Here is a 5161-nt window from a genome sequence, read left to right as displayed (position 1 = left end):
TGGCGCTCATATCACTTAAATGGTTTACTTTGTTGCATGATTGCGGAGGAGAAAGATCACAGTATCGAGCTTCGCCCGTTCCAGGTCGAGATCGATGACGCGGTGCTTGACGACCTACGCGGCCGGCTCGAGCGGACACGATGGGTCGACGACCTGCCCGGCAGCGGATGGGACTACGGCGTCGCCGTGGCATACCTACGGGAGTTATGCGAGCACTGGCGGACGGCCTTCGACTGGCGTGCCGCCGAAGCCCGGCTCAACACCTTCCCGCAGCACGTCACCGACATCGATGGGCTCGGTATCCACTTCCTGCACGTCCGGTCGCCGGAACCCGACGCGCTCCCGCTCATCCTCACGCACGGCTGGCCTGGTTCGGTCGCCGAGTTCCTCGACGTGCTCGGCCCGCTGTCCGACCCGGCGGCGCACGGCGGCGACCGTGCCGACGCGTTCAACGTCGTCGTACCGTCGCTGCCGGGTTTCGGCTTCTCCGGTCCGTCGTCCTGCCGTGTCACCGACCGACGGGTGGCGCAGGCGTTCGCCGACCTGATGGGACGGCTCGGCTACGAGCGCTACGTCGCGCAGGGCGGCGACATCGGCGCCCAGATCTCGGCGCTGCTCGGCGAGCTCGATGCCGGGCACGTCGCCGCCGTGCACCTCAACCTGCTGCCCGTCGGCCCACCTGCTGACCGCGACCCGTTCGCCGGCTTGTCGGCTGAGGATGCCGCGCTGGCGCAGCGCACGCTGGCGTTCCTCGACAGCGACACCGGCTACTGGAAGATCCAGGGCACCAGGCCGCATACCGTCGGCAGCGCACTGATGGACTCGCCGGCAGGTCTGGCGGGGTGGATCGTGGACAAGTTCCGGGCATGGACCGACTGCGACGGCGACGTCGAGCGGGCATTCACCAAGGATCAGCTCCTGACGAACATCACGATCTACTGGGTCACCCGGACGATCGCCTCCTCGGCCCGCTGGTACTACGAGAACGCGGGCGTCGGCGGGCAGTCCGAACCACCCCGGGTCGAGGTTCCGACCGGCTATGCCGACTTCCCGGGCGAGCACTACCGTATGCCGCTGGCCTGGGCCCGACCGCGGATCAACATCGTGCACGTCTCGTCGATGCCCAAGGGTGGTCATTTTGCCGCCCTGCAGGTACCCGACCTGTTCGTCGATGAGCTTCGTACCTTTTTCCGAGCGTTCCGATGACCGCGGCACTGCCGTCGACGATCGACGACATCACCCCGGAATGGCTCACCATGGCGCTGGGCACCCGGCTACCCGGTGTCGAGGTGGTCGATGTCGCCGTAGACGAGGTGCTGCGCGGTACGGCAACGAAAGTGTTCGTCCAACCGACCTACGGGGACGGCGACCCGCCGCCGGGCGCCCCGGGCTCGGTGTGTGTCAAGGGTGCCTTCGAGGACAACGCGGCCCTGATGGCCGCCACAGGGATCTACGAGCGGGAGGCCGTCTTCTACCGCGACCTCGCGCCCGGCCTGCCGCCGACAGGTACTGCGGCGTGGTTCGCCGACGCCGATCCGCGCACGCGTCTCGGTGTCGTCGTCCTCGACGACCTGCGCCGGGAGGCCACCTTCTGCCGGGCCACCTCGCCGCTGTCGATCGACGAGGTGGCCGCCGGTCTCGAATTGATCGCCCGCTACCACGGCGCGACGTACGCCGGCCCGGTCCTGCACGAGCACCCCGCACTGCATTCCTACGTCACCCGGGACAACCCGTCGGGTCACTACTTCGCGACGATGGATGCCGAGCGGGTCGCGCACTTTCTCGCTCTGCCGCTGCGTTCGGCGGCGATCCCCGTGGAGCTGCACCGGCCCGACCTCGTCATCGACCTGTTCTGGCGCTGGGTCGACCAGAGTCAGGAAGGCCCCTGGGTGCTCGCCCATGGGGATGACCACATCGGAAACTGGTTCCGGCGCCACGATGGCACGCTAGGGCTCGTCGACTGGCAGACCATCTGCCGCATGCGCCCAGCCCATGATGTCGCCTATTTCATCACTTCGGCGCTCGATGTCGACGATCGGCGTGCCGCCGAACGCGACCTGCTGCGCAGCTACCATGGCTGTCTCACCGCCGCCGGTGTGCAACCTGCGACATTCGACGAGCTCTGGCTCGACTACCGGCGCCACATGGCGTTCGGGCTCATGGCATGGCTGACGAGCCTGGAGTGGATGAATCCCGAGCCGATCCACGCGGCCGCTGTCGGACGCTTCGCCCACGCGGTGCTTGACCTCGAGGTGGCCTCGGCCCTCGGTCGGGCCCCTGGGTGATGCGGGCGACGTCACGGACCGAACACAGCCGGTCGACCGTCCCGGCCGCATCGAGGCGGGCCAGGAAGTCCCGTACCGCCGGCCCACGAGGCCCCCGCGCCGGATCGAAGCTGTCGTGCTGTACGTGACGGATCAGGGAAGGAAGCCCGCGCGTCGGGCCGCGACGACGGTCTCTGTCCGACCGTGGGTGCCGAGCTTGCGCATGGCGTTGCGTAGGTAGCTTTTGACTGTCTCGGACCGTAGGCCCAGCCGTCGCCCCACCTCGGCGTTGCCGCAGCCCACCGCGACCAGGGCCAGCACGTCCAGCTCCCGGGGCGACAGTGGGTTGCCTCGGGTGGGGCGACCGCGGGGCCGGGTCAGCCGGTCGCAGACCAGTTGGAGACGCCGGCGCAGGGCTGCGTCGGTGATCTCCTGGGCGATCGAGCGCAGCTCCGCGTGGGCCTCGCGGACATCCTCCCACCCCGGCGCGGCGGGAGCCTCGCGGGCGGATTGGATGATCGCGGCCGTCTCCAGCTCCGCCAGACGCCGCTCGACCTCCGACCGTACGGTCAGCTCGACGCCCACCCCCACAGCGATCTGGTTCATCGCGGCCAGCACCCAGCCGCCCAGCGGCTGTGGCTCGCGGACGCCGCCGTACAGGACGCTGAACACCGATTCGCCTACGAGCACCGGCACCGCCGCGATCGCCCGGAGGCCTTCGGCGGTCACCTGCTTGTCGTATTCGTGGCTGATGCGCGAGTCGGCGGTGTAGTCGTCCACGCTGCCGGGCCTGGCTGCGAGCAGCACGCGTCCGCCCAGGCCGTTGCCGGCGCTGACGACCAGGTTAGGGAGCGCATCGGTCCAGGTCCCGGCGAACTCGGTGAGTCGCACACCCCGGCCCCCGGGTGACACCTCGCCACCGAACGCCACAGGCAGCCCGGTCACTCGTCGCATTCGGCCCAGGGCCGCACGCAGCAGCTCACGGCGCTCCAAGGCCGGGATGCCGGCCGGCCGATGTGTTGCCGCCATGCGGCCAGAATGTCACGCACACCTCCATCCGCGGCTACCCCTGAACGGGGGTGGTGGGCTACCAGGCTTGCCCGGATGCTGCTGCGTATGGCTGCCTCACTGCTGTCCTACGCGTCCGGCGTCTGCGTGGTGCCGCTGCTGGGCGAGACGATCGGGGAGAACCTGGAACGCGCCGCGGCCCGGTACGCCAGCCGGGAGGCATTGGTCGACGTGGCCACCGGCCGGCGTTGGACCTACGCCGAATTCGACGCCGCCGTGAACGAGCTGGCCCTCGGGCTGCTGACGATGGGCATCGCCAAAGGTGACCGGGTCGGCATCTGGGCGCCCAACTGCGCCGAGTGGGTGCTGACCCAGTACGCCACGGCGAAGATCGGCGCGATCCTGGTCAACGTCAACCCGGCCTACCGTGCCCACGAGTTGGGCTACGTCGTCCGTCAGTCCGGGATACGCCTGCTGATCAGCGCGGTCACCTACCGCACCAGTGACTACCGGGCGATGCTCGCCGAGATCGGATTCGAACCGACGGTGTTCATCGGCGAACCCGGCTGGGACGAGCTCGTCGCGGCCGGCCGCCGCGCTGACCCCGCCCAGTTGCGCGAACGGGCGGCCACGTTGGCCTTCGACGACCCGATCAACATTCAGTACACGTCGGGCACCACCGGTTTTCCCAAGGGCGCCACACTGTCCCATCACAACATTCTCAACAACGGCTACTTTGTCGCTGAGGGCCTCGGCTACACCGAGGACGACAGGGTCTGCCTGCCGGTGCCGCTTTATCACTGTTTCGGCATGGTGATGGGCAACCTGGCGGCGATCTCGCACGGCGCTTGCGTGGTGCTCCCTGCGCCCGGGTTCGACCCCGAGGCCACGCTGGCGGCGGTGCAGGCCGAGCACTGCACCTCGCTGTACGGCGTGCCGACCATGTTCATCGCGGAATTGGGCCACCCACGGTTCGGCGACTTCGACCTGTCCAGCCTGCGTACCGGAGTCATGGCCGGGGCGTCCTGCCCGGTGGAGGTGATGAAGCGCGTGGTCGGCGACATGAACATGGCGGAGGTGGCCATCTGCTACGGCATGACCGAGACCTCCCCGGTGTCCACGATGACCCGCCGCACCGACGGCCTGGTCCAACGCACTGAGACAGTCGGCCAGGTCATGCCGCACCTGGAGGTGAAGATCGTCGATCCGGACACCGGCCGGGTAGCGGGCCGCGGCGAGCCGGGTGAACTGTGCACCCGCGGCTACTCGGTGATGCTCGGCTACTGGGACGAGCCGGACAAGACCGCCGAAGCGGTGGACGTGGCCCGCTGGATGCACACCGGCGACCTGGCCACCATGAATGCCGAGGGCTACGTCAACATCGTCGGCCGGATCAAGGACATGGTGATCAGGGGCGGCGAGAACATCTACCCCCGGGAAATCGAGGAATACCTCTACACCCACCCCGACATCGCCGACGTCCAGGTGATCGGCGTCCCCGACACGAAGTACGGCGAGGAGCTGATGACATGGATTGTGATGCGCCCTGGCGCCGAGCCGCTCACCGCCGAGCAGCTCCGGGAGTTCTGCGCGGGCCGCCTGGCGCACTACAAGATCCCGCGGTACGTCCACGTGGTCGACGGGTTCCCGATGACCGTCACCGGCAAGATCCGCAAAGTGGAGATGCGCGAACAGAGCGTCGACCTGCTGGGCCTGCACGACGCGGCGAGCATCAAAGCGCCTGAGACACCACGGGGAGCGGCTGCGCGGCCGTCCCCGTGATCGGGGCGGTCCGGGAATGGAGCTCGGCAAAACTCGGCCACCGTGATCCGTACAGGTTCCGGCTCGACCAGCCAGACTCGTCCGCCGCCACATCCCGACCTGGACCG

The 5161-nt window shown here is 68.6% G+C and carries 4 protein-coding genes; 3 read left to right on the top strand and 1 reads right to left on the bottom strand.

Annotated elements, in window-relative coordinates; translation table 11 throughout:
• The first annotated feature begins 36 nt into the window (after positions 1–36).
• Positions 37–1206: an epoxide hydrolase gene (locus tag U9980_RS12930; protein ID WP_322768129.1), complete on the top strand. Its 1170-nt coding sequence runs from the start codon at positions 37–39 to the stop codon at positions 1204–1206.
• Positions 1203–2285, top strand: a complete 1083-nt coding sequence (locus U9980_RS12925) for an oxidoreductase family protein (protein ID WP_322768128.1) — start codon at positions 1203–1205, stop codon at positions 2283–2285. Before U9980_RS12930 ends, U9980_RS12925 begins: the two co-directional genes overlap by 4 nt.
• Positions 2286–2417: 132 nt before the next feature.
• Here the strand turns inward: U9980_RS12925 and U9980_RS12920 are convergent, their stop codons facing one another.
• Positions 2418–3293 carry a LuxR C-terminal-related transcriptional regulator gene (locus U9980_RS12920; protein WP_322768127.1) on the bottom strand — a complete coding sequence of 292 codons (876 nt, stop codon included), beginning with the start codon at positions 3291–3293 and terminating at the stop codon, positions 2418–2420.
• A gap of 87 nt (positions 3294–3380) precedes the next feature.
• Between U9980_RS12920 and U9980_RS12915 the strand changes: the two genes are divergently transcribed.
• Positions 3381–5054: an AMP-binding protein gene (locus U9980_RS12915; RefSeq protein WP_322768126.1), complete on the top strand. Its 1674-nt coding sequence runs from the start codon at positions 3381–3383 to the stop codon at positions 5052–5054.
• Positions 5055–5161: the final 107 nt, after the last annotated feature.

The organism is Protofrankia sp. Cr1, assembly GCF_963555865.1.
Taxonomy (GTDB): Bacteria; Actinomycetota; Actinomycetes; order Frankiales; family Frankiaceae; genus Protofrankia.
The sequence above is the reverse complement of the archived record's forward strand: the minus strand, read 5'-3'. Positions and strand labels throughout refer to the sequence as shown.